The organism is Alteromonas sp. ABV4_150 (assembly GCF_056311745.1).
Map to the genome: position 1 here is coordinate 3,557,702 of NZ_CM149971.1, position 24,379 is coordinate 3,582,080.

The window sequence follows — 24,379 nt, forward strand, 5'->3', positions numbered from 1 at the left end:
CTTAACGTTTATGCATGCTTGGCTGTTTTTGAGTGCGGTTACGATTGTTGCCGCCACCATTATTCGCCTTAGAAGCCTTGCCGGAATTTCGATTGGCAGTATTACCGTTGGCTTGATCTTGCCTGTTGCCACTGCCTTGTTTATTGCCGTTTGTATTACGTCGGTTTTTATTTACCGCGCTACCTTCACGGCTTTTTCCTTTGCCGTTTTTACCCTGAAACGTCGGTGGAAGCCCGGTATGTTTAGTAAGCGCACGTTCACCGCGACGTCCTTTTTGTGCTTTCTGACGTTTTTCGTCAGCGGTCTCAGGCGGCACAAGGTGCTGAGGACCACGGCCAATTAAGTCTTCACGTCCCATACGTTTAAGTGCTTCTCGAATTTGCGCAAAGTTTTTCGGGTCGTGATAACGCAGCATCGCCTTGTGTAATCGACGGTGGATCTCACCTTTTGCAGAAGGCACCTCTTCACTGTCTTTAGTGACTTTGCGAAGGGAATTTACCTCGGTATGGTACATGGTGGTAGCCGTTGCCATTGGCGAAGGATAGAAGTTCTGTACCTGATCGAGCTTAAACTTATTTTCTTTCAGCCATATCGCAAGGCTTAGCATGTCTTCGTCGGTGGTACCCGGGTGCGATGCAATAAAGTAAGGAATCAGGTACTGCTTTTTACCTGCTTCTTGCGAGTACTTATCAAACAGCTCTTTGAAGCGGTAGTAGCTTCCCATGCCCGGTTTCATCATTTTTGAAAGCGGACCATCTTCAGTGTGTTCTGGAGCGATCTTTAAGTAGCCGCCTACGTGGTGAAGAGCCAGTTCTTTTACGTATTCTGGGTCTTCTACCGCTAGGTCGTAACGCACGCCAGAAGCGATCAAAATCTTTTTAATTCCAGGCAATTCGCGAGCACGGCGGTATAAGTCGATAGTTGGCTTATGGTCGGTATCCATATGTGCACATATGCTTGGGTACACGCAGGAAGGGCGACGACAAGTCGCTTCTGCTTTAGGGCTCTTACAACGCAGGCGATACATGTTAGCTGTCGGGCCGCCTAAGTCTGAAATTACGCCAGTAAAGCCAGGTACCGTATCGCGAATTTGCTCTATTTCACGAATGATAGAGTCTTCTGAACGACTTTGTATGATACGCCCTTCGTGTTCGGTAATAGAACAGAAGGTACAGCCGCCATAGCACCCGCGCATAATGTTGATACTAAAACGGATCATATCGTATGCAGGGATTTTAGCGTCGCCATACACAGGGTGAGGTACACGCTGATAGGGTAAATCAAACACCGCATCCATCTCTTCAGTTTCAAGAGGCATAGCGGGTGGGTTAATCCAAATGTGTCTGTCGCCATGGCGCTGCATCAGTGCACGAGCGCAACCTGGGTTGGTCTCTTGGTGCAAAATACGCGATGTATGGGCGTATAAGACCTTGTTATCTTTTACCGTTTCGTACGCTGGCAGCTTAACGTACACCTTCTCCCAAGGCTTACGCTTTTCTTTCTCTTTTTGCGCAGGCTGAATAACAATGGGCGCGGCTTCTGGTGCTTCGCTGCTTTTGGTGTCTTTATCTTGCGAGTCGCACTCAGGCTCCATTTGGTAGGGGCTTGGAATGGCGTCTATCTTGCCCGGTCTGTCTAGGGATGTAGAGTCAACACCTTGCCATTCGGGCAAGGCTTCTTTAACAATGATTGCGGTACCGCGAATGTCGCGTAAATCGGCAATATCTTCACCTGCCGCTAAGCGATGGGTCACTTCAACAAGCGGGCGCTCGGCGTTACCGAAAAACAGCATATCCGCTTTAGAGTCGAACAACACTGAGCGGCGTACTTTCTCGCTCCAGTAATCGTAGTGCGCAATACGACGTAAGCTGGCTTCAATACCGCCCGCAATTACAGGTACACCTTTAAAAGCTTCGCGGCAGCGCTGTGCATAGACAGTTACGGCACGGTCAGGACGCTTACCGCCTACATTACCCGGAGTATAGGCATCGTCGTGACGAAGCTTTTTGTCAGATGTATAGCGGTTGATCATGGAGTCCATGTTTCCGGCTGTTACGCCAAAATACAGGTTGGGCTTCCCCAACTTCATGAAGTCGTCTTTACTCTTCCAATCTGGCTGAGAAATAATGCCAACGCGAAAACCATGGGCTTCGAGTACACGACCAATAACCGCCATACCGAAACTAGGATGATCGACATACGCATCGCCAGTTACCAAAATAACGTCACAGCTGTCCCAGCCAAGGGCATCCATTTCCTCTTTTGACATAGGAAGAAAAGGCGCAGTACCCAAGCAGTGTGGCCAATATTTAGGGTAAGAAAACAGACCGCGGTCGGCCTTAATGGTGGCTTGCATAGTAATCACATCTAGATAAATCAGGGAATTGCTGAACTTAAATTAAGCTAAAGCTCAGATTAAGTGCACAATTATAGCAGTCTTAGCCAAGCTGCGGTATAGCACTGTCATTAAATAAAAGTGCTTTGTATACTGGTGTTTGTTAAATGGCTGAATTATCTATGCGGCCTAGTATCAAAAGAGCGCATACAGCGTATGTTTATTTACCTACGCTTCAGTAAGTGTTCGAAGATTAAGAGAATGAATAAAAACATGGCGTATTGGCTATTTAAAACAGAACCTGATGCATTTTCAATCGATGACTTGGCAAACCGTCCTGACCAGACTGAACCGTGGGATGGCGTAAGAAATTACCAAGCCCGTAACTTTTTACGTGATGGCGTAAAGCTAGGCGATAAAGTGTTTATTTATCACTCCAGCTGCAAACTGGTCGGTATTGCAGGCGTTGCAGAAGTGGTGAAAGGCGGGTACCCAGACACCACACAGTTCAACCCTGAGTCAAAATACTACGATCCTAAATCCAGCGAAGAAAATCCTCGTTGGTATCGTGTAGATGTGAAGTTTATAGAAAAGTTTTCCAGCGTACTTCCACTTTCTGTTATTAAGAGTATGGAAGGTATTACTGAGCTACCTCTAGTTAAAAAAGGCGGAAGGTTATCAATAATGCCGGTACAAGAGGGCGAATGGCAACAACTGTATGCGGCTGCCAGAGGTTAAAAAGCGCCGTATGAGCGCTATGAGGTGAGCCGAAGTAAGGGCAACTGGCTATCACGATTTAGTGCAGTTGCCCCAACACATGTTTACTACTTACCAAAGGCAAATTTAGTGTCGGCATCGCGCAGTAGGAATAGTGCAAAGCATGCTCCCCACATAGGCCATGCTGCAAAAAAGAGCAAATTATTAAAGGCGTCTAGATATTGCGGGAAAGACGAAAGGGTAGAGCCGCCGTGAAGAATGAAAATAAGGGCGTAGGTATATTTTTTCGCAAGGCCTGCTAGAAATGCTAAAACCAATGCTAGTTGTAATGCGCCCATAACGTATACGGCGACTTCAGGAACGCCACCAATGCCATAGAATTTTTCAAAAATAGCCATGCCGTGTGCGGGGTTAATAAACTTATCGAGTGTCCATACGAACATAACGATAAAAATAGTTACGCGAAGAGAAAGTAACGACCACTGAAGTCGGTTTTGAATATTGGTTTTGTTTTGCATATATGCTCCAAAAGTATAATAGTGCAAGCATACTAGAACGACCGTTCAAAATAAAAATTTCAACTAATTTCATGTTTTTTAAAAATTAAATGTGCTGAAATTTTTTGTGACACGTACCGGTCTAGTCGAATAATAAATAAAAATACGGAATTGTTAATGAAAAAAGTAATCGGCCTTGCCGTTAGCACACTTGCACTTGCTATCAGTCAATCGCTCTATGCCCAACAGGTAGAAGATATCGAAGTGGTTGAAGTCACAGGAAACCAGCAGAGTTTAGATACGCTAAATCCTGGCGATAACACACTTAAAGGCATTTTCGGTAGCGGTTTAAGTGCAGTTGAGACACCTAGAGCGGTGACGTCACTGTCGGCACAAGCGATAGAGGCACTTAACATTAACGATTTACACGACATCGTAAAAGCAGCGCCTAACGCGTACGCCTCTAGCGGCTTTGGCACACCAAGCCTGCCCAGTATACGCGGCCAATTAGGTGAGCTTTTTCAAGATGGTATTAGACGTCAAGCGGGCAACAATGGCTTTGGGTTGCCTTTGTCGTTTAATAGCGTTGAACAAATTGATGTGGTGAAAGGGCCGTCGCCAGTGTTGTTTGGTAGTACCCAGCGCAACGGTGGCTTTGTAAATCTTCAAACTAAGGTTGCGCCTACCACAGAAAGCAAGGGTAAAGTTACCCTTCGCGCCGGGCGTTGGGAGCAGTATTCAGCCCAAGTAGATTACGGTACTGCAATAGAAGAAGGGAAAAGCGGCATTCGCTTTAGTGCTGAATACCTAGATCACGGCAGCTTCTACGACTTCGCCGAGCGCGATAGTACAAACCTATTTGTTGCATATCGCTATACACCGAGCGACGCACTCACTTGGGATATCAGCGCTGAATATTATGACACAGACTATCCAGACAATGCGGGTATAAACCGCCCAACCCAAGACCTTATCGACAACGGTGTTTATATTACTGGGCAAGGCACTCAGCCTAATGGCAGTTCAGTTCCGGGGGCTGGAGCCATTATTTCACCTACCGGTGAAGTGGTTATTCCTCGCAACCGCGTATTTACTAATCCTGACGACATTAACGGCGCTGAAACTACGGTTATTCGAAGCAGTGTCGAATACAAAATGACTGATAACGTGGCGCTTCGCAACATTACCTATTATCAATATCTTGAACGTGAAGAAATAGCGCAAAATAGCTTTGTTGAGATCATTGACGGGGCAGACACGTTCGAAAACCGCACTGAGCTAGATTATAAGTGGAACGACAGCCAAACCACGACCGTAGGGTTAGCGCTACGCTACAACGACGTGTTGGGCTATAGCCAGTTTACCACTGAGGCCGATAATCCGATTGATTTAACCGGGCCTATCTCAAACCGCGTTATTCCGCTTACCGATGCCCAAAAAGCCCGATTAGTTGAGCTGCGTCCTGGCGTATATGTTTCACCGGGTGCGCAATACGACGTAGACGGTGATGGTAACGGCGATTTTAATTTGTCAGACACCACCGACTCTACCGCATGGCAAACAGGCCTGGCGCTTCAGCAGCGCTCTATTTGGACCGATAAATTTTCAACTATTGCTGGCGTACGCGTTGATTACTATGACGTAGACGCGCGTGACCCACTAGCGCCGATTGGTGTTGAAGCAGCTTCAGATTCGTACAGCGATACATTAACCAGCTACCAGTTAAGTGCAGTGTACAAATTAACGGGTGATGTGAATGTTTACGCGGCGTTTTCCGAAAACGATGCCACGTCAAACAGCATGGCGGGGGGCACAGTATTGGGCGGTAATAATGAAATTAACCCGCTTAATTTTGCTACCGAAAATACTCTGTATGAAGCAGGGGTAAAATACGCGCCAAACAGCAAATGGTATGCTGAAGCGGCAGTGTTCGAACAAACCCGTAGCTTACGCAATCGCGATGGCAGCAATAGCGGCGTGAAAACCAAAGGGTTTGAGTTGCAAATGTTTTACCAAGGCGACGATGTATGGGTCAATGCTGCCTACAGTTATTTAGACGCTCGCTTCGATGACTCTGCAGCGTTTCAAGGCACGGCTCAGGTGATCGACGCTTTTGATAACAGTCGCCCGGATATTATTGAAGGCACGGGAGTAGGCTCTCCGTCGTTTGCGGCGTTCCCAGCATCGAACAGCCGAGTACAAGGTATTCCACCGCAAATAGCATCTATTAATGCTGGCTGGCAGGTAACTGATGATGTTCAGCTTGGTGCGAGTGCTTTATACACCAAGTCTTTCCCGCTAGACTTTTTACAAACCGTGCATATTCGCGACCAGTACACCATAGACTTAAATGCTGATTACCAAGTTAGCGACGATCTGCGTGTACGCTTAGATGTAATTAACGTGACTGATGAAGAAAATTGGCAGCCGCTGTTTGAAGGTGGATATTTCGGCGCAACGCTTGTTATGCCAAACGTGCCCCGTCACGCTCAAGTTACCATGCAATACGCGTTTTAAGCGCTAAGGATTTTTATGTTTAAGAAAATAGCGCTTTTAGGGGTTATCGCCGCCGCTATATTTAGCTTTTTCTACTTTGATTTGAATAGCTATTTAACCCTTCAGGGGATGAAGGAATCACTCGATACGTTTCAAGCGCAAATAGAAGAAAACCCTGTATTGAGCATTGGGGTGTTCTTCGCTATTTATGTGGCGGTTACCGCTCTGTCGCTGCCAGGTGCGGCAATTTTGACCCTAGCGGCAGGCGCACTGTTTGGGCTGGCGCAGGGCTTGGTGATTGTGTCGTTTGCCTCAAGCTTAGGTGCAACACTGGCGTTTTTAGTCGCGCGGTTTATCTTACGTGATACCGTTCGCAACAAGTTTAAAGAAAAACTTAAAAAGATTGATGAGGGCGTAGAAAAGCAAGGTGCGTTTTACTTATTTACTTTGCGTTTGGTACCGGTATTTCCGTTCTTTTTAATCAATCTGTTAATGGGGCTGACGTCGCTTAAAACTTGGACGTTCTACTGGGTAAGCCAGATAGGCATGCTTGCTGGCACCGCTGTTTATGTAAATGCTGGTACGCAGTTGGCGCAAATTGACAGTCTGTCAGGCATAGTATCGCCAGGGCTTATCTTCTCATTTGTATTGCTAGGTATATTCCCGTGGATTGCTAAAGGCATTGTGGCAATAGTAAATCGCCGCCGCGTCTACAAAGGCTACAACAAACCAAAGAAATTTGACCGTAACCTAGTGGTGATCGGCGCCGGTGCGGGCGGATTAGTCACCAGCTATATTGCGGCAGCAGTCAAAGCAAAAGTGACGCTGGTAGAAGCCGGGGAAATGGGTGGCGACTGCCTTAACTATGGCTGCGTACCCAGTAAAGCCATTATAAAAACGGCGAAAGTAGCTAACCAAATGCGCCATGCCGACAACTATGGTTTGCAGCCCGTATCACCTGCCATGTCGTTTAAAAAAGTGATGGCCCGTGTACATGAAGTCATTGCGGCTATCGCGCCCAACGACAGTGTAGAGCGTTACACCAGTTTGGGTGTTGACGTTGTAAAAGGCTATGCAAAGATCATCGACCCCTGGACAGTAGAAATTAAAAAGAATGATGGCGGCACGCAAACGCTAACTACTAAAAACATTGTTGTTGCCACAGGCGCAGCGCCTTTTGTTCCAGACCTGCCTGGTATTGGAAAAAGCGGTTATGTCACGTCTGACACCTTGTGGACTAAGTTTGCTGACCTAGAAGAAGCGCCAAAGCGTTTAATCGTGTTGGGTGGTGGGCCTATTGGCTGTGAACTGGCGCAGGCATTTTCTCGCCTGGGTAGTGAGGTTACGCAAGTTGAACGCGCTCCGCGTTTAATGGGCCGCGAGGATGCGGACGTAGCTGAATATTCTGAATCTGTACTGCGAGAAAGCGGAGTGAATGTTCTCACATCCCATGAAGCACTGCGCTTTGAAACGAAAGATGGTGAAAAAGTATTAGTCGTTGCTAAAGAAGGTGTTGAGGCTACTATCGCCTATGACGAAGTGATTGTGGCGGTTGGTCGAAAAGCGCGCCTTAATGGGTTTGGTCTTGAAGATTTGGGAATTCAGTTCGATCGAACCATAGAAACCGATGAATACCTGCAAACCCTTATGCCAAACATCTTTGCAGCAGGTGATGTGGTAGGGCCCTATCAGTTTACCCACGTAGCCGCTCACCAGGCATGGTATGCGGCGGTTAACGCACTGTTCGGTACATTTAAGAAGTTTAAGGTGGACTATCGCGTGATCCCTTGGACTACCTTTATCGACCCTGAGGTGGCGAGGGTAGGTCTTAGTGAGCGAGATGCTGCAGAACAAGACATTGATGTGGAAGTAACTCGGTACGAATTCGCCGAACTCGATCGTGCCGTGGCCGAGAGTGCACGTAAAGGGTTTATAAAGGTGCTTACACCGCCGGGCAAGGATAAAATACTGGGCGTTACTATTGTTTCTGAGCACGCTGGTGATTTACTTGCTGAGTTTGTTATTGCCATGAAACACGACTTAGGTCTTAACAAAATTCTTGGCACTATTCACGCTTACCCTACGTGGGCAGAAGGAGCGAAATACGCAGCGGGGAACTGGAAGCGCGCTAATGCTCCTGAAAAACTTTTAAGCTACGTTGAGAAATTCCACACGTGGCGCAGAGGGTAATAGAAGTGAAAACTACTCAATCGTCTTTTGTGCGCAAAATCGCCCTATTGTCGCGTTTAAGTACAGTATCACGTAGTGTGGCAGTAGGCAGCTTAGCGCTGTTTGCTGCAAGCGTAAGTTTCTATGCTAGTGCTGAAGCGGGCCTACATAGCACGTTTGATAAATTATTAGGTAAATACGTCACGCCGATTTCCAACGGCGCAAGTACACAGGTAAATTACGATGGCTTTAAAAAAGAGCAGACTAGGCTTAACGAGTATTTAGCGCGATTGGCTAAGGTTGAGCAAAGTACATTCGATTCATGGAATAAGGACAAACAGCTCGCTTTTCTTATTAACGCGTACAACGCCTATACCATTGAGCTTATTTTAACTGAGTACCCAGCTATTGACTCTATCCGAGATTTAGGAAGTTTCTTTTCTTCGCCTTGGAAAAAAGAGATAGCCCCGCTGCTTGGCGAAACTCGCACATTGGATGAAATTGAACACGAACTTATTCGCGGTACAAACCAAACCACAAAAAACTATAACGAGCCTCGCATTCATTTTGCGGTGAATTGTGCCAGCGTAGGTTGCCCAGCGCTTCGTGAAGAAGCATACACAACAGACAAACTGGATTCGCAGTTAGAGGCACAAACTAAGCGGTTTTTGGCTGACACCTCTCGCAACAAAATGAGCGATAACACACTCTATCTATCAAAAATATTTGATTGGTACAGTGAGGATTTTGAAGGTGAAAACGGCGAGTGGCGCGACACGTCAACGCTCAACGAGTTTATCTTGCTGTATAAAGACGCAATGCAATTAACTGAAGCGCAAGTTTCAGCGTTAAAAAATGACACTGCAGATATCGAATACCTAAACTATGACTGGGCGCTTAATGCGGCACAGTAGCGCTAACATTAATGCTAGAGCTCTGAATGTTTCCCAAATGAATTCAGAGTGGCAAGCTGCGGCCCAGTTAAGTACAAATAGACCCTTGTTCACCACTATGCAGGTATTCTTTTTTACCTGCATAGTCATTTTTTCGGTATTTGTTGAGGCCCAGCCTGCGTTGGGCCAAACCAGCGATGAAGCAGCTAGCGAAAAACCGCCTCTTGTTAGATTTCATGCCTGGGGTGGTAGCGCCCAGGTCAATGGCTACCTTCAGTGGGTAGCCGAGCAAGTTAAAACTCGCTTTAACATAGAACTACAACATGTGAAGCTGGCCGACACTAGTGATGCGGTTTCTCGTGTGCTTGCTGAAAAGGCGGCTGGAAATCACAAAAACGGGAGTGTTGACCTTATATGGATAAATGGCGAAAACTTCGCTGCGATGAAAAAGCACGATTTGTTAAGTAGTTCGTGGGTAGGAGAGCTTGACAACTTTAGCCTAACCAATCCTGAGCAAAACCCCGCGGTAACCACAGACTTTGGTGAGCCTACGTTAGGAATGGAGGCGCCTTGGGGCAAAGCATCTATGGTTTTTTACTACCGTAGCGCACATTTAAATACGCTAGGGCTTATGGCGCCGAAAACCATTGAAGAGCTTCTACGATTTAGCCAAAAATCACCAGGTAGGTTTACCTATCCAGTACCGAGCGATTATTTAGGTATTAGTTTTATTAAGTATGCAGCGCTTGCACTTAATAAAGATAAATTAAGCCTTTTCTATCAGCCAGCGAATGATAAATCGCTCAATGCAGTTTTACCGAGTTTGTGGACGTATCTTGATGCGCTGCACCCCACCATGTGGCAACAGGGTAAACACATGTTACGGCAAGCCTCCCAACTGCAACGTTTGGTGGGAACGGGTGAGCTTTCAATGGCCTTCTCTTTTACCGCTTCAGAAATTCCTTCGGCGGTAACTCGCTTTGATTTACCCGAAGACGTACGTACATACTCTATGCAAGACGGCAGCTTGGCAAACGTCCACTTTGTAGGGCTTACTTATAATTCTAAGAACAAAGCGGCGGCAAAAACGGTGGTTAATTTTTTACTTTCACCCCAGGCACAAGCTAAAAAACAGGCAGTAGAGGTATGGGGAGACGATACCGTGCTTGATCTTGAAAGCCTCTCAGCGTCAGACCAAGCGCTTTTCGTAGAAGATAATATTCACCCATCGGCGCTGGATAAGTCTCAACCAACCATATTACTGGCCGAACCCCATTCAAGCTGGACTGATGCATTGCGAGAAGTTTGGTACCAACGCTATGGAGCGCGTTATTGATGTTCGCTCAATTTACGCAAGTTGCACGCTGGTGCTTATTACTTTTACTGTGCATCCCTGTTTTGGCTGGGTTGGTTGGCGTAGCGTTTCCGGCGTTAGGCTATTTTCCTGCCATAGGCGCAAACAGCTTTTCACTAGACGTTTTTAGAACGCTATTTGCTCTTGATGATATTTGGCAGATGGTGTGGCTATCACTTTTTACTGGGGTGGGGTCTACATTACTGGCGATGGCTGGCGCATTTTTATTACTAGCGTCATTTTATCAATCGAATTGGCTAAACAAAATTCAAGGTTTATTAAGTCCGTTTCTTGTTTTTCCTCATGCCGCTGCAGCCATTGCCTTGCTATTTGTATTCAGCCCGTCAGGCATATTTGCTCGAATAGCTGCAGTTGGAACGAACTTTACGATTCCTGGTGCCGGCGACGCTTTTTTTCCCTATGATGCCTTTTTCCCATATGACTCTTGGGGGCTAAGCGTACTGCTGGCGTTAAGCTTAAAAGAGCTACCGTTTATTCTTTTAATGGCGTTAAGTGTAATGTCCCAGCCATTAGTGAAAAGTAAACTTTCTGGCTATATCAAAGTGGGCACGGCGCTTGGCTATTCTCCCGTGGCAACCTTTTTTAAGCTTGTAATGCCCACTGTCTTCACACAAATCAGATTACCTATATTAGCGGTGTTGGTCTTCGCTACTTCTAACGTGGAAATACCGCTTATATTAGGGGGAAATAACCCCAGCACTTTGGCCGTAGCGATTATGCATTGGTTTAACCATATCGATTTGTCTATGCGCCTATTGGCAAGCAGTGCAGCCGTGCTTCAGGTTACAGTTAGTGCGTTGGCGTTACTTCTGTTGTTAGGCATTGAACGTATAGTTATACATGTGGCAAGGAAAAGGCTTGCGAAAGGAAATCGGCGCTTTTTTGATCGCCTTGTGCAATGCGCCGCTTATAGTACTGTAGCGCTATACATTGCTTTAATCGGTGCGGTGATTTATTCGGTACTTATGTACTCAATGGCTAAGCAGTGGTTGTATCCTAACTTACTGCCAGAAGGTGCCACGCTATTGCATTGGCGCACAGCACTAGAAACTCTTGCTACGCCAATTTCTAATAGTTTATTACTTGGGATAATGGTAAGTACCTCAGCATTGGGGTTAGTATTATTTACACTTGAAAGTGAGCTGCTTAAACCCGCAGGTACAAATGCCAAAAGGGCGTTTTCAATTTCGTTGTTTTTGCCGCTATTGGTGCCTGGTGTCGCTTTTTTATATGGCTTAGTTTGGTTCCAGCAACTAGTGCTGCAAGACGCTGTTTGGTTTCATACCTACATTGCTCATATGGTTTACGTCGTGCCCTATGTATTTTTGTCTATGGCGGTAGCCTATCGCAAATTCGACATACGATACGCAATGGTTGCTCAAAGCTTAGGCAAAACGCCCTGGCAAGTGTTCTACCTTATTAAATTACCATCCATGTTTTCAGCCATTATGGTGGCGTGGGCGCTGGGGCTTGCTATCAGCTTCAGCCAGTACTTACCTACGTTACTGGCCTCGGGGGGAACTATTGCCACTATCACAACAGAAGCCGTTGCATCAGTATCGGGAAGCAGTACTCGCTTAACGGCTGTATTCGTTATTATCCAAGCAATTATGCCTTTAGTTGGCTTTGTAATAGCGTGGTATTTACCCGCCACATTAGTAAAACCTGGTAGCAAGATTCGTACTTTAGATAAAAAGAATAGAGCAGTATTACATGGCGCTTAATTTAGAAAATCTGGTGATTTCTCATGTACAAAACACACTATTAAAAGTGAATGTGTGTGTGAAGGACGGAGAAATTTTAACGGTAATGGGGCCAAGTGGGTCTGGAAAGTCTACTTTACTGCAGGCAATTACTGGTCAACTTAACGCGCCGTTCAGTTTTAGCGGTATCATCAAAATTAATGGGGCCGTGGTAAACGACAAAGCCGCTCATTTGCGTAAAGTGGGCATAATGTTTCAAGACGCCTTGCTCTTTGAGCACATGACGGTTGCTGAAAATATTGCCTTTGCCATGCCTAAAAACAGTCAAACAAACCGAAAAGCTAAAATGCAGGCTATTGATCAAATGCTAAGCGCTGTCGACTTAGCGGGCATAGGGGAACGCGCAGTCACTTCATTATCAGGCGGGCAACAATCCCGTGTTTCGTTACTAAGAACGATAGCTTCACAACCTGACATCGTATTGTTAGACGAGCCTTTTAGTAAGCTAGATTTTGCCCTTCGTGAGCAAATTCGAAGCTGGACATTTGCGCAGCTAAAAGCGCGAAACATTCCCGCAGTACTTGTAACACACGACAAAGAGGACGCCCTCGCTGCTGGCGGTCAAATAATAGAGTTATCATCATGCTAGATGCGAAAATTACCCCCTTTATTAAACCGCTATTAAAACCATTGATCGCAACACTGGATGCAAAGGGCATCAGCCCGAATCAAGTTACCGTTGCAGGCTTTATTTTAGGTATTCTTGCCATCCCCTTTATTATTTTTAACTGGTGGGGAATGGCACTCAGCTGCATTATACTCAACAGGGTATTTGACGGTATTGACGGTGAGTTAGCACGCTATCAACAAAGTAGCAGCAGTGCAGGTGGATTTCTTGATATATGCCTAGACTTTTTGTTTTATGCATCTATTCCCTTAGCGTTTGGCATTGCTGATCCCATCAACTGGGGCATACCAGCAATGGTGCTGCTTGCCACATTTATCGGTACGGGCAGTAGCTTTTTGGCTTTTGCTATTGCAGCTGAAAAATTTCATATTGACAGACCCCAGTTCGCTAACAAGAGCTTTTATTATATGCAGGGGTTAACCGAGGGGACAGAAACAATTCTTATGTTTCTTGCTTTTTGCATCTGGCCTGAACATTTTGCTGTACTAGCATATATTTTTGCCGCTGCTTGTGCCGTAACGGTGGTCACTCGAATTGCGGGTGGGTTTAGCACCTTAAATAAAGTAGAACAAAGTCAGTGTTCGACAACTGATTAGGTTTAGGGCGTCACAACTGATAAGGGAAGGGGCCAGAACTGCTCCTTCTGCGAGCACAAAGCGTAATTAGTTGTTAAGAAGTAAACATGAAATTGAATCGAAAAGAGAACCGTAGTGGATAATGCGTCAGCTATTCGCCTAAGTGTATTTCTTGGTGTTTTTGTCTTTATGGCAGTACTGGAAGCCTTGTTTCCAGCGCGTAATGCCGTGTTGAATAGGAAAACACGCTGGGTAGGAAACCTTTCCATGGTGGTGTTGGGGGCCCTAGTCTCTAGAGTTTTACTTCCCGCAACATTAGTTGGTGTATCGATATGGGCCCAGCAAGAGGGCGTTGGGCTGTTTAATCTAGTAACAGCTAAAACCGTCGGTATTTTGCCGTCTACTGAGCAAATAAATAATACCCAATACGGCAACGCTCTGTTTGTCGGTATAGTGGTAATAAGTGTACTGCTGCTGGATATGCTTATTTACTGGCAGCATCGATTGTTTCACACGGTGCCTTTTTTATGGCGTTTTCACAAAATGCATCACGCCGACAGCCATGTCGACACCACTACAGGGCTTAGATTTCATCCCGTTGAAATTGCTATTAGTCTGGGCGTTAAAGCTTTGGCAGTGGCGATACTAGGCATACCAGCCATAGCTATTGTTATTTTTGAAGTCGCACTTAACGGGTTTGCGCTATTTAACCACGCTAACATTCGAATGCCGCAAAAGTGGGATGACAGAGTGGGCTGGGTGCTTATTACCCAGCGCTTGCACCGCATACATCATAGCCAAGCAAAGGCGGAATCAAATTCTAACTATGGCTTTAGCGTATCTTGGTGGGACAGGCTTTTTAAAAGCTTTACTCCTAGAGCAAAACAAAGCGACGAAACACTGCCTATAGGCCAACAAGATGTGCCTGCGGTAAAAGAGAACGCTTCAATTCGTGCCTTGCTACTGCAACCTTTTAAAAGCAACTAGTTAGCAAACAAAAAGGCTGCCTATTAGCGTGTCAAAATAACTCGTTCTGTAAGCTATACATAGAGCTTAGCTACAGCCAAGTCGCATCGCTAGCTTACCGAGCCTGCCTTCAATGGTTTCCTCATTTTCATCGGGTAATACTGGCATAATATCTAACCCGGTTCTCGCTTCTACTTCGTCAATGGTAACTTGCGTTGCGCAGTAATCATCACGGCGAGAAGCATTTTGCTGCATAATGAATGCAGAGGCCTCCATTAAACCGTTAACTTCACTCACGATAACTTTAAAGTAACCGCTGGGGATGCTGTGCAACTCATCGGCACCCGGTAACGCAGCGAAAAAAGTTTCGTAAAGAGGGCCCGAAACCACATAAACATCATGCCCTGTTCTCACTAGGCTACGCACTGCATTTTCCAATTTAACCCATGGACCCTGGTTCAAATCAGAGTCTTGAGGCGTAATGTTTGAAAGGTAATTCAACTCTCGCCAATTTGGTGAGTTACTAAAGGAGGCAAGAGGAACTTGATGACCTCTGTCTGTGCCTATACCGCGCCACGCACCTTGATAGTCATTGGGCTCTAATGTGCTTTCATCATCCAACTCAGGGTCTGCTTTCCAGTTACGGCTTCTTGATGGGCCATCAATAGTCTCGGGCGTAACATGATACGCCACCCAATTAGCAAACTTTGTTTGTGGGTTATTATTCAACGTATAAATAGAGCGAGTTATGGTTTGCCCACTTAATCCAATAGGGCAGCTGAATACACAGTTTTCAGCAAAGGCTTTAAACGCGGGGACAACAAATGATACAGCAAGAGATACGGCAATAAGTCTCTTCATTATTTTTCGGCTCTATTCTAATGAAAGTAATAATCTGTACCAAAGTACAGTTGTTTAATTTCACGAATAGTACGTAAAAATCACGACAAAACAAGTGGTTGTCGCCTAAGGTAGGGGGAACACTGTAGCCGGTACTTTTTGTTACATCATCGCCAGTGCCTTGAATACTAAGTATCCGGTGCCTAATTGAAGCAGCATACCAACAATAAGAAAGACGCCGTCACGGTTGGTTACTCCAAGCGCGGTAACGCATAGAGCAAAAGCGGGCAAGGCTACCGCAAAGGGTAATACCTCCAGAGGTATCATGCAAAGTGATGCAATCGCGCAATATGCCGCAATAATATTCTTTGATGGGGTATGTGAAAGAAAGGTAAGCCTAGGTTTTAATAGCTTTTCAGCTTTCTGCGCATAAGGCTTGGCTTTTTCAACTGCGCTATCTAGTTTGTTAGTAGATACCTCTTTATTTTTAATAAATGTTGGAAGCCACGGACTGGTTTTTCCTATGGCGACTTGTGAACATATAAAAAATAAAGTGATTCCACACAGCGTGGGTACGCCTGGGATGGCGCCAGTGGGAAGCAGAGCGATCAGGGCTGGCATCAATAAAAGGGGACCAAAGCCCCTGTCTTCGAAGCGTTCTATTACCTCACCTAGTGACGTAGTGTTTTCGCTCTCGCTGTACATGTCTTCCATTAATTCAACAATTGAATTTCCCATATTCGCCTACTAATTCCAATTTAATGATCGCTATACTTATCATTACGCTTTTTCCTTAAATAAGTTTAATGAAGTGCCGGTGCGCGCCGTGGGATAAATAGATTTTTAACTAGTTAAAGATTAACTGCTACATTTACTGAATAGAAGTTCGTGAGATTCAAATTGAATACGACAGATATACTTTCCATTCTGAGACAAATGCCCTCGAGCATCTTATTCAAGTGCCCAGAGTCCGCCAGCATTCATGTCAGTAAGGGCTTTGAACGGGATTTCGGGATACGACAATCTGATTCTGTTGATACGCATTCTTTTAGTTTTTTTGACCTCGAAACAAAGGAAGAGATTTCCCCAGATAAGTCGCCATTTGTGCTTGCAGAAAAGGGGCAGGCAGTAGCGCAGCACTACAGACTTCAAACAGGTTCTAGGACAATGAACTGTTTTGTTGAAAGTGGTGTGGTAACCACTCCTGTAGGGGATTGGGTTGTGGTACAGATTAAAACAAACTTTACAGCATTGTTTAGCGAGAACAGTAAAAGTTCAGCAGTAAGCAAGCATATAGTTTTTAATCAGCTTCTCACTAATTTTTCATCAAAACTAATTACAGCCAGTGTTCATGAACTCGACGGCATTATTGATCAAGCTTTGGCTGCCTTAGGTAAGTTCTGTGATGTAGATAGATGCTACCTTTTTGAGTTTAGCGATGATGGTGAATGTATGTCTAATACTCACGAATGGGTTGCCGCAGGTGTAACGCCTTTTATTGATGAACTTCAGAATATGCCAACGAGTTCGCTACCCTTTTTCATTTCCCATATTTCTAATGGAATGTTTAAAGTTGATGATGTAACGACACTTCCTGAAGAGGCTGCGGCGGAAAAGCTCGTTTTTGAAGAAGAGAGAATTTTCTCTATTTTGTGTGTCCGTATCATGGTGGACGATACTATTTACGGTTTCATTGGCTGTGACATTATAGGCAGCCCATACTCATGGAACGCATTTGATATTGAATATTTGCGCCGAATAGGCGAGATGCTTGGTAACACATTACAAAGTCTACGCAACCGAAAAGCGCTTCAAAAAGCACAAATCGATCTGCTTGAAGCTAATAAGCAACTAGAACGTTTAGCGAATATTGATGGCTTAACAGGGATTGCGAACAGAAGGTTATTTGAAAATACGTTGCAGCGAGATGTGGAGCGATGTGAAGAACAAGGCTTGGCGCTAAGCTTACTGCTTATTGACGTGGATTTGTTCAAGCAGTTTAACGATGCTTATGGTCACGTGGCTGGCGATGCGGCATTACAAAAAATTGCCGATACATTAACTAATAGCTGCTTAGGTAGTGACGATCTAGTTGCCCGCTATGGCGGTGAAGAATTTGCCGTTATTTTACCTAATACTCGGCTTGATGAACTCCACGCTATTGCTTCACGGATTATTCGTAACGTGAAGTTTTTGGATATTCAACATAAGGCGTCGGACTATGACGGTAAACTTACGGTAAGTATCGGTATGGCGTGCTGGGACCCAAGTTCGCCGAGACGAAATAGTGTATCTCAAAGTAGTGAGAAGGCTTTGTGGCTAGTTCGCCAAGCCGACGAGGCTCTGTATCGAGCCAAAGCGTCTGGAAGAAACTGCGCGAAACTTGAATCCTTATAAACGTCAAACTCCGACGTTTTAATTCACGCTTTTGTTTAGCACAGTCCGGCTTCAAAACACTGACCGCGTAAATGACGGTGGCGAGTTTGAACCTATCGTATTAGGATTTGTTTTTTCCAACTGTCAGAACCATCTTACCAATATGGCTTTTCTTCTCGAATTGTTGCTGCGCCTTACAAATTTCAGCTAAGGGATAAGTGGCGGATACAAGTGGTTTGATGCTTCCGTTTTCTATGTGTTTCACTAAATTAGCAAAAACCTCGTTGTCTAGAACTGTACACCCTAAAAGGGTCAAGTCTTTTAAATAAAGGGTACGGACATCTAGCAATACCTCGGGACCCGCAATTGCACCAGAGGTGGCGTAGCGTCCAAATGGTTTAAGGATCTCTAGAAGTTCTGGCCAGCGAGCACCAGCAACAAGGTCAATTACCACATCGACATGTTTTTGGTTTACTAAATTGACCCAATCTCCGTCGCGAAGTACGGTTTCGTCAGCGCCTAACTCCTCTAGGGTGGCCCTTTTTTCCTCACTTGTTACCGCGACTACGTAAGCGCCCCTTGCTTTGGCTAGTTGAACTGCCGCTGAGCCAACGCCACCTGAGGCACCTGTAATGAAAACACGCTCATTAGCTTTAACATTGGCGCGATGCAATAGGTTTTCGGCCGTTGAGTATGAACAAGGAAAAGACGCGAGTTCAACATCGGACATTTCCGTATCGACAGCGTGTGCATGACGGGCGGCGACTTTTGTATATTGAGCAAAACCTCCATCGCACTCAGAACCGAAGTACCAAGGAGAATTAAGTTCTTTGCTGTTGGCTTCAGTGAGACAGGGTTCAATGATTACTCTTTCACCAATACGGTTTGGATCGACATTTTTTCCTACTGCAACAATAAAACCGCAAACATCAGCACCTTGAATTAATGGCAAATTTAACGCGTTACCTCCCCAACTGGCGTCTTCGGCATCATTGTTACCTTTTGAATACCAGCCTTTTCGCGTGTTCAGGTCGGTATTGTTAACGCCCGCAGCGCGCACTTCAATAAGTACATCATTAGCTGTCAGTGGTGGCACGGGAATATTTTCATTGTATTTAAGTGCGTCAAGATCACCGTGTTTTATTAACTGTACGCCATACATTTCGGTGGGTAGGGTAGGCATGCTTTTCTCCTAGGATGTAAACTGATATGAATAAATTGAAAAAATAAGACCAATTTGAAGCGCTAATTGAGCAATGTGTTCAATGAGGTTTTCGCTGCGGTGAGCGCTTCTTTTCCGAGGGTTGGCCACGCTGATGACATCCCTTCGTGCAACAAAAACACTCTGTTAGACAATGCTTTGTCTTTTAGCTTTTGATTTAGCCATAACAACACTTCGTGCTTATGTTCATTAACCGCGGTTTCGATTTGTTGATTGCCAGGGTAACTCGCTAGTGCTTGTAGAGACATACAACCTCGCGGCGCAAAGGTCGTAAGCCATAGCGACAAGCGTTCAAATATGTGATGAAGTGCATCGTTTTGAGTTGGAGGACAGTCTTCTTCTAAAAATGAAATATAGCGGCTTTGACGATAGTTAAGTGCACCAATGATCATATCTTCTTTTGACGGAAAGTATTTATAGAGGGTTTTAAGCGTTGTGCCTGTGTGGCCTTTGAGTTTTGCCACATTAGGTTCTGCGAAACCATAAAGTGCAAAGGCCTGCTCTAATTTTGAGGCTAGCTCAATTTGTTTGGGCGTCATTCCTATTACCTATCCTCGATAACTTAGCTTATTAGTCTGTAGACAACTTTTCAGCGTAATCCATTAAGAGTAACGTCGATGCTACGCTGAATAAAAAATAGTAGAATATGTATTCTACCTTAAGGGTAGAATGATTGTTCTACATCGTCAACATTGTTATGAAATCAGTATGAACTTCTAGGTATGAGTGATAGCTTTTAATCACATTTATATTGGTGATTATATTTAATCACTTTTTATATTGTGATTGTTTTTGAATTTAGTGGGCAAGCATGTCATAGTGATAAAAAGTTAAATCCTTTATTGTAAACAACAAAAGATAACGGCGGCGCAAAGTGCAATCGGATAAAAATACTGCGATAAACAATACGGCGAAGCCTTATACTGCCGTGCTGACTGGTGATGTCTCTGGATCTCAGGCATTTTCTGACGAAGATTTCAGAACTATTCTCGCTGCACTAAAGCAGCATTTGTCGAATTATGCTAGGCAGTATGATGGCTATTTTGATATTTATCGCGGCGACGCATTTCAGCTGGCAGTGAATCAGCCCCGGTACTGTATGCATATTGCTTTAGGTTTGCGTTTAGCGTTAAAAGCTCACACGCCAAGCGTTGATGTAAGAATCAGCGTGGCGGTGGGTGAAGCGCATTTTCGGCCCAAAGAGGTGAAAACTGGAACAGGGGAAGCCTTTGTTTTATCGGGACGAGGTCTTGATAAGATCAAATCCAATTACCTTGCTTTTTACAGCAGCAACACCAAGCTTGAAAACAAAACCCAGTTACTCACTCGTTTTGCCGATACTCAGTTGAGCGGTTTAACCCAAACTCAATCAGAAACTTTACTTGCCTACCTTCAAGCAGCGGATAAAAGCCATGAAAATATAGCGGCATTACTCAATAAAAATAGAAGTAATGTAAGTCGAATTCTTAATGCAAGTAATTATAAACTAGTGGTTGAATACCTTGACTACATGGAGCAGGCGATCGCAAGTCAGTAACATTAAGTTGAGCAACAAGGTATAGCGCTATTAAAAGTAGAATAAAACAATGAGGAAGCATAACGTGCAGTGGAAAACCTTAAAAGATTACCGCTATACTGGAGCGTCACATGATAGCTGAAACATCAAAAGGCGCTATCGTTAACGCTACTTCTGAGTTCTCGCAGCCCGAATTATTGGTGGGTTTACTACTTGCGCATTTGCTTGCCGACTTCTACTTCCAGCCCTCCTCATGGGTAAAGCAAAGAAACGAGCGACACGCACTGGCGTTGCCTTTGTATTTACATGCACTGTTACATGGTGCACTAGCCCTTATAGCACTTGTGCTTTTATCTGGCATCGACAGCATGGCTACTGTAGGTTTTGGTACGCTTATAATAGCAGTTTCCCATTTTAAAATTGACGTGATTAAGTCTTACTGCTCCCAAAATACTACCGCGTTTGTCATCGACCAGCTTGCACACGTGGCTGTGATCTTGAGCGTGTTTTTATATGCAACAAACCAATGGCACAGCGCATTAGCGCTACTAAAGCTACTAGGTGCACAACATTTAGCGGTGCTTCTTGCCTATTTAGCCGTGCTTAAACCCAGCTCAATTATTATAAAGCAACTGCTTTCCCCCTGGAGTAGTGAGGTTTTAACTAACAAAACACCATCAGCCCATCCGAACGATACGCCTACGATAACCACAGAAGCACAACAAACCTTGTCACTTGCAGGGCAACGAATTGGCTATTTAGAGCGCGTACTCATGTTGACCTTTGTTTTGTTAAATCAATTTTCCGCTATAGGGTTTCTTATTGCAGCTAAATCTATTTTTCGTTTCGGTGATCTCACTAAACACCAAGATAGAAAACTTACCGAGTATGTGCTGCTCGGCACTTTTACTAGCGTGGCGATGACATTAGCGATTGGTCTGACGTGCTCGGTGGTGTTAGGGCACTTACCGATTAAATCTTAGTAATCCCTGTTTATCCTCGCAAAATAAATTAAAAGCGCTTAGCTATAACGGTCTCCGACTGCGGTGCAAAAGGCCGTTCAACTTAAATCAACTTTGTTTAATTATTAAAAAGTAATTGTGTGCAAAACGTTAAAATGTGCAGAATTTAAGTATTTTTTAAGAAAAATTGAACTAAAGTCTATTTTTATATTGATTTACTAAACCTCCCCCCTTAACATTCGCGCCCTAATTAAAAGCGATAACTATTATCATTTAGGTTTGGGCGGAAAATGAACCACACTTCACACAAAAAAAGTAAAGTTGCTAATGCAATTCTTCTTTCTCTTTTATCTGTAACGTCTACAGTTACTGCCATGTCGGCACTGGCGCAAGACACCAATGCTGAAACGACTGTAGATCAGCAAGCAAAGAGTTCAGAAGAGAATTTAGACGTCATTACTGTTTACGGTCGCCACAATCGACTTATTTTAGAGTCGGGTACGGCCACTAAATCGAATATGAGCTTAATGGAAACGCCAGCGGCTATCGTTGTTGTTGACGGTACTTTACTAAGAGAGCAGGGTGTTGATACGCTGCAAGAAAGTATTCGCAACATCAGTGGCTTGAGCCAAGATGGAAACAATTACGGTGTAGGTGATAATTTAGCGATTCGCGGCCTTGGTGTTAACTACACTTTTGACGGCATTTACGCTGGTGCTGACTTGGGCAACAGCTATAACCCAACCCGCTCAATGACTAATATTGAAAGTATTGAAGTGCTTAAAGGCCCAGCTACTGGCCTATACGGCATGGGCGAAGCGGGTGGTATTATCAACCTTATTGAGAAGAAGCCGCAGTTCCAAGAGGCCTATGAGGTTAAAGCATCTATAGGTAGTTGGGATAGCTATTCAATAATGGCTGACGCAACAGGTGCAATAAATAAGGACCTTGCTTATCGCGTTGTAGCAAACCGTGAACAATCTGACGGCTATCGCGGGCTTAGCGATGAGCGAAGCGAGCTTTACACATCTCTTAAATACGTCGCATCAAGTGATAACCAGTTTCTATTGTCTGCCGCATATATTGACGACGCAGTTCAAATTGATTCGGTAGGTCATCCGGTTCGTCTAATCGACTTAACCATGTTTGATACCGATGCAGGTAGCTTAACTGGCGCAGACTTAGTTAACGATACTGCAGAGTCAGGTGGTTTACAGCTTACCGATGCTCAGCGTGATGAATTAGCTGCTTCGCTAGTTTCTACCGATGGGGTTCAGCCTTTTGACTTGGGTGATACTAGCCTTATCTCACCAATTTCACGTCCTAATGAAGGTGAAGAGTTCCGCGTGAAGCTTCGTCAAGACTTAGTAATTAACGACGATTGGTCTTTAACTCAGCAACTACAATACCGTACCTACGAAACAGAGTATATTCGTCAAACCAGCGCGTTTAACTATGTTTACGTAGACAGAAACGGAACGACTAACCTAGAGCCGCGAGCGCCGCTTGTTGTTGACGATGTATTGTACCCATATGCAGCACGTCGACAGGAATACCGTAAAGTTGAAGCACAAGAAAGTGTGTGGCAATACTTTATCGACCTTACAAATACTTGGTCGCTAGGGGATATTCGTGGTGAACATCTATTCAGTGCTAACTACGAAAATATGGATGTGGAATATACCCAATGGTCTATTTGGGATGCAGACGACACACGAAGCGATGCTGTGCCTTACATCTTAGATATTCGTAACCCAAATTGGCCCACCGGCACATTTGAGGACTATAACCCAGCGCTTCGTAGCAAGTACGACAAAGAGGTATCTAGCTGGGGCGTTAGCTTCCAAGAAGTTCTGTATTTGAATGATAACTTTACTGCACGTATTGGTGGTGCATACGGTGGCGTAAAGCAAACCTATCAGAACCAATTTAGCGATGGTAACCCAGAGTACGATGCAAACGATGATGGTTTCACCTACAACCTAGGCTTAACCTACATGTATAGCGACAGCCTAAGTACTTTCATTAACCACTCAAAAGGTCGCACTGCGTACAGCACACTTGGTTCTCTATCAGAAGAAAACAACCGACCTGACTCTGAATCAGAATCGTGGGATTTAGGCGTGCGCTTTACTGCGCTAAATGAACAGGTCATTGGCTCTGTGGTTGTGTTTGATACAGCGCGTACAAACCTTCAGTACACCAATCCACTGTATGAAGATAATATTGAAGATCCGTCTTACAATATTGATGTACCAGAGTTCTATTACGACGAGCAAGACCGCACTACGGGTGTTGAAGTCGATATTAACTTCGATATTAATGAGCAGTGGTCACTTAATGCAAACGGTACTTATCAAGAGCCGCGTACTGAACCTGGCGCATATGCATCGAACACTGATGAAGAACAGACGAAGGGAATTGCTGAAAAGTTCGCAAGTACTTGGCTAACCTATAGCCATAGCTTTGAAGCGCTACCTGCGCCGGTTAAGTTCAGCGTTGGTGTAACCTATGAAGACGAGCGTACCATCTCAGCATCGGCATTTGGCGTAGACTACGCATTCGTAGACTCATACACAGTATGGGATGCGGCAGTTAGCTATGTATCGGACGACTGGGACGTACAGCTTAACCTACGTAACCTGGACAACAAAGACTACTACAGCAGTGCTATGTACCTAGGTGGTTTGCCTGGCGAAGAGCGTAATGCGAAACTTTCAGTTGCATATCGCTTCTAAAAAAGAGTAAGCACATTGAATAACAACGTAGACGTTGCGCTGCGTAGCATAGCCGCCATTCTGGGCGGCTATGCCGTTTCTGCGCTAATAAGCTTTTACTTCGCTTTTATATTTTTCAATACATTAAACCAGCAAGAGGGCGTGGCAATACTAAGTGGCAGTATGGCTAGCTACTTTGTATTTTTTGCTGTATTTATCGCAAGCTTTGCTATTAAGCATACGGCGAAGTGGTGCGCGTCTTTAATTGCTTTTATTAGCATACTCGCCGTGGCGCTTCCGTTAGTTTCACCTTTAAGCACACCATTATGAAA

The 24,379-nt window shown here is 44.8% G+C and carries 20 protein-coding genes; 14 read left to right on the forward strand and 6 right to left on the reverse strand.

The window, feature by feature from the left end; translation table 11 throughout:
- Position 1 precedes the first annotated feature (1 nt).
- Complete coding sequence (locus ACYX4M_RS15405; RefSeq protein WP_476080770.1) at positions 2-2,356, reverse strand: YgiQ family radical SAM protein; 2,355 nt, start codon at positions 2,354-2,356, stop codon at positions 2-4.
- 252 nt (positions 2,357-2,608) lie between these two features.
- Between ACYX4M_RS15405 and ACYX4M_RS15410 the strand changes: the two genes are divergently transcribed.
- Positions 2,609-3,073, forward strand: a complete 465-nt coding sequence (locus ACYX4M_RS15410) for an EVE domain-containing protein (RefSeq protein WP_476082892.1) — start codon at positions 2,609-2,611, stop codon at positions 3,071-3,073.
- 86 nt (positions 3,074-3,159) lie between these two features.
- Here the strand turns inward: ACYX4M_RS15410 and ACYX4M_RS15415 are convergent, their stop codons facing one another.
- Positions 3,160-3,570 (reverse strand): hypothetical protein, encoded by a 411-nt coding sequence (locus tag ACYX4M_RS15415; RefSeq protein WP_476080771.1) that lies wholly within the window; start codon positions 3,568-3,570, stop codon positions 3,160-3,162.
- Between the two features lie 156 nt (positions 3,571-3,726).
- Between ACYX4M_RS15415 and ACYX4M_RS15420 the strand changes: the two genes are divergently transcribed.
- The 8 genes from ACYX4M_RS15420 (at position 3,727) to ACYX4M_RS15455 (ending at position 14,435) form a co-directional block, all read left to right on the forward strand.
- A complete protein-coding gene (locus ACYX4M_RS15420; protein ID WP_476080772.1) occupies positions 3,727-6,066 on the forward strand; it encodes a TonB-dependent receptor in 2,340 nt (779 codons plus the stop codon).
- A 15-nt stretch (positions 6,067-6,081) separates the two neighbouring features.
- A complete protein-coding gene (locus ACYX4M_RS15425; protein WP_476080773.1) occupies positions 6,082-8,235 on the forward strand; it encodes an FAD-dependent oxidoreductase in 2,154 nt (717 codons plus the stop codon).
- Positions 8,236-8,264: 29 nt separating this feature from the next.
- The gene (locus ACYX4M_RS15430) at positions 8,265-9,128 is read left to right on the forward strand and encodes a DUF547 domain-containing protein (RefSeq protein ID WP_476082893.1); all 864 of its coding nucleotides are present in this window, start codon (positions 8,265-8,267) and stop codon (positions 9,126-9,128) included.
- Positions 9,129-9,165: 37 nt separating this feature from the next.
- Positions 9,166-10,443, forward strand: a complete 1,278-nt coding sequence (locus ACYX4M_RS15435; protein WP_476080774.1) for an ABC transporter substrate-binding protein — start codon at positions 9,166-9,168, stop codon at positions 10,441-10,443.
- Complete coding sequence (locus ACYX4M_RS15440) at positions 10,443-12,206, forward strand: ABC transporter permease (RefSeq protein WP_476080775.1); 1,764 nt, start codon at positions 10,443-10,445, stop codon at positions 12,204-12,206. Before ACYX4M_RS15435 ends, ACYX4M_RS15440 begins: the two co-directional genes overlap by 1 nt.
- Positions 12,196-12,834, forward strand: a complete 639-nt coding sequence (locus ACYX4M_RS15445; protein WP_476080776.1) for an ATP-binding cassette domain-containing protein — start codon at positions 12,196-12,198, stop codon at positions 12,832-12,834. Before ACYX4M_RS15440 ends, ACYX4M_RS15445 begins: the two co-directional genes overlap by 11 nt.
- Positions 12,828-13,469 (forward strand): CDP-alcohol phosphatidyltransferase family protein, encoded by a 642-nt coding sequence (locus tag ACYX4M_RS15450; protein ID WP_476080777.1) that lies wholly within the window; start codon positions 12,828-12,830, stop codon positions 13,467-13,469. Before ACYX4M_RS15445 ends, ACYX4M_RS15450 begins: the two co-directional genes overlap by 7 nt.
- 114 nt (positions 13,470-13,583) lie before the next feature.
- Complete coding sequence (locus ACYX4M_RS15455; protein ID WP_476080778.1) at positions 13,584-14,435, forward strand: sterol desaturase family protein; 852 nt, start codon at positions 13,584-13,586, stop codon at positions 14,433-14,435.
- Positions 14,436-14,501: 66 nt separating this feature from the next.
- On the opposite strand, the gene ACYX4M_RS15460 is transcribed toward ACYX4M_RS15455, so the two are convergent.
- Positions 14,502-15,275 (reverse strand): DNA/RNA non-specific endonuclease, encoded by a 774-nt coding sequence (locus ACYX4M_RS15460; protein WP_476080779.1) that lies wholly within the window; start codon positions 15,273-15,275, stop codon positions 14,502-14,504.
- Positions 15,276-15,416: 141 nt separating this feature from the next.
- Complete coding sequence (locus tag ACYX4M_RS15465; protein ID WP_476080780.1) at positions 15,417-15,992, reverse strand: exopolysaccharide biosynthesis protein; 576 nt, start codon at positions 15,990-15,992, stop codon at positions 15,417-15,419.
- 198 nt (positions 15,993-16,190) lie between these two features.
- On the opposite strand from ACYX4M_RS15465, the gene ACYX4M_RS15470 reads away from it, so the two are divergent.
- Positions 16,191-17,651, forward strand: coding sequence for a sensor domain-containing diguanylate cyclase (locus tag ACYX4M_RS15470; RefSeq protein ID WP_476080781.1), 1,461 nt, complete (start codon positions 16,191-16,193; stop codon positions 17,649-17,651).
- Positions 17,652-17,751: 100 nt separating this feature from the next.
- Here the strand turns inward: ACYX4M_RS15470 and ACYX4M_RS15475 are convergent, their stop codons facing one another.
- Positions 17,752-18,813, reverse strand: coding sequence for an alcohol dehydrogenase family protein (locus ACYX4M_RS15475; RefSeq protein ID WP_476080782.1), 1,062 nt, complete (start codon positions 18,811-18,813; stop codon positions 17,752-17,754).
- Between the two features lie 62 nt (positions 18,814-18,875).
- The gene (locus ACYX4M_RS15480) at positions 18,876-19,391 is read right to left on the reverse strand and encodes a TetR/AcrR family transcriptional regulator (RefSeq protein WP_476080783.1); all 516 of its coding nucleotides are present in this window, start codon (positions 19,389-19,391) and stop codon (positions 18,876-18,878) included.
- Between the two features lie 335 nt (positions 19,392-19,726).
- Between ACYX4M_RS15480 and ACYX4M_RS15485 the strand changes: the two genes are divergently transcribed.
- From ACYX4M_RS15485 to ACYX4M_RS15500, 4 genes are all read left to right on the forward strand, one after another.
- Positions 19,727-20,389 (forward strand): hypothetical protein, encoded by a 663-nt coding sequence (locus ACYX4M_RS15485; protein ID WP_476080784.1) that lies wholly within the window; start codon positions 19,727-19,729, stop codon positions 20,387-20,389.
- 110 nt (positions 20,390-20,499) lie between these two features.
- Positions 20,500-21,351, forward strand: coding sequence for a DUF3307 domain-containing protein (locus tag ACYX4M_RS15490; RefSeq protein ID WP_476080785.1), 852 nt, complete (start codon positions 20,500-20,502; stop codon positions 21,349-21,351).
- A 353-nt stretch (positions 21,352-21,704) separates the two neighbouring features.
- A complete protein-coding gene (locus tag ACYX4M_RS15495; protein ID WP_476082894.1) occupies positions 21,705-24,068 on the forward strand; it encodes a TonB-dependent receptor in 2,364 nt (787 codons plus the stop codon).
- Between the two features lie 15 nt (positions 24,069-24,083).
- Complete coding sequence (locus ACYX4M_RS15500) at positions 24,084-24,377, forward strand: hypothetical protein (RefSeq protein ID WP_476080786.1); 294 nt, start codon at positions 24,084-24,086, stop codon at positions 24,375-24,377.
- Positions 24,378-24,379: the final 2 nt, after the last annotated feature.

What these genes read in the sequence shown, in the direction of transcription:
- ACYX4M_RS15405 (WP_476080770.1), bottom strand. Translation starts at nt 2,356, where the DNA reads ATGCAAGCCACCATTAAGGCCGACCGCGGTCTGTTTTCTTACCCTAAA.
- ACYX4M_RS15410 (WP_476082892.1), top strand. Translation starts at nt 2,609, where the DNA reads ATGGCGTATTGGCTATTTAAAACAGAACCTGATGCATTTTCAATCGAT.
- ACYX4M_RS15415 (WP_476080771.1), bottom strand. Translation starts at nt 3,570, where the DNA reads ATGCAAAACAAAACCAATATTCAAAACCGACTTCAGTGGTCGTTACTT.
- ACYX4M_RS15420 (WP_476080772.1), top strand. Translation starts at nt 3,727, where the DNA reads ATGAAAAAAGTAATCGGCCTTGCCGTTAGCACACTTGCACTTGCTATC.
- ACYX4M_RS15425 (WP_476080773.1), top strand. Translation starts at nt 6,082, where the DNA reads ATGTTTAAGAAAATAGCGCTTTTAGGGGTTATCGCCGCCGCTATATTT.
- ACYX4M_RS15435 (WP_476080774.1), top strand. Translation starts at nt 9,166, where the DNA reads ATGAATTCAGAGTGGCAAGCTGCGGCCCAGTTAAGTACAAATAGACCC.
- ACYX4M_RS15440 (WP_476080775.1), top strand. Translation starts at nt 10,443, where the DNA reads ATGTTCGCTCAATTTACGCAAGTTGCACGCTGGTGCTTATTACTTTTA.
- ACYX4M_RS15445 (WP_476080776.1), top strand. Translation starts at nt 12,196, where the DNA reads ATGGCGCTTAATTTAGAAAATCTGGTGATTTCTCATGTACAAAACACA.
- ACYX4M_RS15450 (WP_476080777.1), top strand. Translation starts at nt 12,828, where the DNA reads ATGCTAGATGCGAAAATTACCCCCTTTATTAAACCGCTATTAAAACCA.
- ACYX4M_RS15460 (WP_476080779.1), bottom strand. Translation starts at nt 15,275, where the DNA reads ATGAAGAGACTTATTGCCGTATCTCTTGCTGTATCATTTGTTGTCCCC.
- ACYX4M_RS15465 (WP_476080780.1), bottom strand. Translation starts at nt 15,992, where the DNA reads ATGGGAAATTCAATTGTTGAATTAATGGAAGACATGTACAGCGAGAGC.
- ACYX4M_RS15470 (WP_476080781.1), top strand. Translation starts at nt 16,191, where the DNA reads ATGCCCTCGAGCATCTTATTCAAGTGCCCAGAGTCCGCCAGCATTCAT.
- ACYX4M_RS15475 (WP_476080782.1), bottom strand. Translation starts at nt 18,813, where the DNA reads ATGCCTACCCTACCCACCGAAATGTATGGCGTACAGTTAATAAAACAC.
- ACYX4M_RS15480 (WP_476080783.1), bottom strand. Translation starts at nt 19,391, where the DNA reads ATGACGCCCAAACAAATTGAGCTAGCCTCAAAATTAGAGCAGGCCTTT.
- ACYX4M_RS15490 (WP_476080785.1), top strand. Translation starts at nt 20,500, where the DNA reads ATGATAGCTGAAACATCAAAAGGCGCTATCGTTAACGCTACTTCTGAG.
- ACYX4M_RS15495 (WP_476082894.1), top strand. Translation starts at nt 21,705, where the DNA reads ATGTCGGCACTGGCGCAAGACACCAATGCTGAAACGACTGTAGATCAG.